Here is a 2,655-nt window from a genome sequence, read left to right as displayed (position 1 = left end):
TTCGATCAGATTTCCAATATCCTAGATGCGAACGTGCGGCCGACGATAGCAGAAGTTTACTAGTGACTTTTTGCCGCCGTCAGAAGGTGGGGAGCCAGCCGCTGGTATTTTTTTCGGAGATCTCTTTACCCCGCGTCCCTGTCGGGCGCTGCGACGAGCAAGGCGGCGCCGCAGAGGATCAGCAAACCGCTGCGCCTCGCGACGAGCCTCCGTCCGGAGCGGACGAAAACACCGTGTGGGAAACCGCTAACGCCGCAGCGGGTTTCGTCGAACGCGGCGCTTTGTAGGGCGAGGTCGGCGACCGCGCCGAGGCCGGGTCCGCGATCCGGCGCTAAAGCCGCGTCAAAAGAGCGCCGCAAAAGTCGCGAGATCGGCGTTGGCGCCGCAGACGAGGACGCCGACGCGTTCGTTCGTCTCGGGGCGGTAGGCGCCGCCGATGAGCGCGGCGAGCGCTGTCGCGCCGCCGGGTTCGGCGACGACGGAGGCTTGGCGCCAGAGCCACCGCTGCGCCTCGAGGATCGCGGCGTCGGCGACCACGACCGCTTCGCCGACGAAGCGTCGGGCGATCGCGAAGTTGAGGTCGCCGACGCGGCTCGCCCCGAGCGAATCGGCGGCGACCGACTGGACCGGGACGTCGACGGGCTTGCCGGCATGGAAGGCGGCGCGCAGAGCCTGTGAGCCCTCGGGCTCGACGCCGACGACCTTGATCCGGCCGGCGAACCAGGCGGCGACGCCGGAGATCAGACCGCCGCCGCCGACCGCGACGAGGACCGTGTCGAGCGCCGGCAGGCCGAGCCGTTCGAGGTCCTCCTCCCATTCGAGCGCGACCGTGCCCGCGCCGGCGACCGTTTCGCGCGCGTCGTAGGGGTGGATTTTCAGCGCGCCGCTGGTCGCGACATAGGCGTCGCAGCGCATCTGCGCCTCGGCGTAGTTGGCGCCGCCGACGACGGCGTCGGCGCCGCAGGCTCGGATGCGCGCCACCTTCGCCGGCGTCGAGATTTTTGGCACGAACACCTTTGCTGGCACGCCGAGCTTATCGGCCGCATAGGCGACCGCCGCGCCGTGGTTACCGCCCGAGGCGGTCGCTGCGCCCGCAGCCGGCGCCGGACGGGTGATGAGGTTGTGGAACGCGCCCCGCGCCTTGAACGAGCCGGAATGCTGCAGGCATTCGAGCTTCAGCGACAGGGGAGGGGCGCCGGCGAGGGGAGAAGGCGTCTCGAGGATCGGCGTGCGGCGGACGTGGGCCGCGATGCGCCGGTGCGCGGCGCGGATGTCGTCGGGCGTCACGGCGAACGGGGCGGAAGGGTCTTCAGTCTTCGATGAGTTCCAGGTCACGTCGCGTCTTTCTCGGCAGGCCCGCCCGGACCAGCGCGTAGCTTTGCGCGAGGTATTCCGCAAGCTCGCCGTCGCTGAGCGTGCGGTCGTCGGTGCGCTGGATCCAGCTGAGGCCCCGCGAGGCGAGATAGGGCGCCGGCCTCAGGCCGGGAAGCCCCTTCAGGACGGCGAAGCTCGTTTCGGAGCATTTGAAGGTGACCGCAAAATCGCCGGGGTCCGACCAGCCGCCGATCGCGAACACCTTGCCGCCGATCTTCCACACGCTGGCGTCGCCCCATTGGACGACGTGCGTCGCGTGGGGGAGGCTGGCGCAATACGCGTCGAATTCGTCACGCGTCATTCGGCCAACTCGCGACAACAGCCTGAAAGCCGAAACGGGGCTGAGGGTCCCGCTTCGGGTCCGGCTCCGCGTCAGCCGAGCTTCATCGAGTCTCTGATCTCGCGCAGGCGGTCGAGCTTCTCTTGCGCCGCCTGCTTCAGCTCGTCGGAGGCGTCGGCGACGTCCTCCTCCGCATTCTTGATCTCCTCATCGAGATGCGCGACGTTGAGGTCCTCGAACGGGATCGCGGTCTCGGCGAGGATGGTCAGGCCGAGCGGATTGACGTCGGCGAATCCCCCGCGGACGAAGACGCGCAAGTGACGGCCGTTGGCGTCGTCAATGGCGACGACCCCGGGACGGACAGCGGCCACGGTCGGGGCGTGGTCAGTGAGCACCTGGAAGTCGCCCTCGTAGCCCGGAATGACGACCGCGCGCGCCGGACCGGAGAACAGCACCTTGTTCGGCGCGACGAGTTCGAAGGGAAATGCCGCCATGGGCTTGAGCCTCGGCTTTGTGTCTTAGGGTCAGGCCGCTTCCGCGGCGAGCTTCTTGGCCTTCTCGATGGCCTGCTCGATCGTGCCGACCATGTAGAAGGCGGCCTCCGGCAGGTTGTCGTACTTGCCTTCGACGATGCCCTTGAAGCCCTTGACCGTGTCCTCGATCTTGACCTGCACGCCTGGGGTGCCGGTGAACACCGCGGCCACGTCGAAGGGCTGCGACAGGAAGCGCTCGATCTTGCGGGCGCGGGCGACGATCAGCTTGTCCTCTTCGGAGAGTTCGTCCATGCCGAGGATGGCGATGATGTCCTGCAGCGCCTTGTAGCGCTGGAGCACCTGCTGGACCTGGCGGGCGACGCCATAGTGCTCCTCGCCGACAACCGCGGGGGTCAGCATGCGCGAGGTCGAGTCGAGCGGGTCGACCGCCGGATAAATGCCCTTTTCCGCGATCGAGCGCGAGAGCACCGTCGTCGCGTCGAGGTGGGCGAAGGAGGTGGCCGGGGC

The 2,655-nt window shown here is 68.3% G+C and carries 5 protein-coding genes; 1 reads left to right on the top strand and 4 read right to left on the bottom strand.

The features are described from left to right. A partial coding sequence (locus tag ACLP25_RS09535; RefSeq protein ID WP_442468964.1) for a hypothetical protein occupies positions 1-287 on the top strand: 287 nt, incomplete at its 5' end. Positions 288-342: 55 nt separating this feature from the next. On the opposite strand, the gene ACLP25_RS09530 is transcribed toward ACLP25_RS09535, so the two are convergent. The 4 genes from ACLP25_RS09530 to ACLP25_RS09515 form a co-directional block, all read right to left on the bottom strand. Continuing rightward, positions 343-1,335 (bottom strand): threonine/serine dehydratase, encoded by a 993-nt coding sequence (locus tag ACLP25_RS09530; protein WP_442468963.1) that lies wholly within the window; start codon positions 1,333-1,335, stop codon positions 343-345. Next, on the bottom strand, positions 1,310-1,675 hold the full coding sequence (locus ACLP25_RS09525; protein WP_442468962.1) for an MmcQ/YjbR family DNA-binding protein: 366 nt from the start codon (positions 1,673-1,675) through the stop codon (positions 1,310-1,312). The genes ACLP25_RS09530 and ACLP25_RS09525 overlap by 26 nt, the downstream gene beginning before the upstream one ends. 71 nt (positions 1,676-1,746) lie before the next feature. Continuing rightward, the gene (locus tag ACLP25_RS09520; protein WP_442468961.1) at positions 1,747-2,148 is read right to left on the bottom strand and encodes a F0F1 ATP synthase subunit epsilon; all 402 of its coding nucleotides are present in this window, start codon (positions 2,146-2,148) and stop codon (positions 1,747-1,749) included. Positions 2,149-2,178: 30 nt separating this feature from the next. Beyond that, positions 2,179-2,655 (bottom strand): ATP synthase beta subunit C-terminal domain-containing protein (locus ACLP25_RS09515; protein WP_442468960.1); only part of this gene is annotated, 477 nt, incomplete at its 5' end.

It is taken from the genome of Roseiarcus sp., from assembly GCF_052145395.1.
In the GTDB taxonomy this organism is placed as follows: Bacteria; Pseudomonadota; Alphaproteobacteria; order Rhizobiales; family Beijerinckiaceae; genus Roseiarcus.
The sequence above is the reverse complement of the archived record's forward strand: the minus strand, read 5'-3'. Positions and strand labels throughout refer to the sequence as shown.

Excerpts from the sequence above, each read along its gene's own strand:
- ACLP25_RS09525 (WP_442468962.1), bottom strand. The coding sequence starts at position 1,675 with ATGACGCGTGACGAATTCGACGCGTATTGCGCCAGCCTCCCCCACGCG.
- ACLP25_RS09520 (WP_442468961.1), bottom strand. The coding sequence starts at position 2,148 with ATGGCGGCATTTCCCTTCGAACTCGTCGCGCCGAACAAGGTGCTGTTC.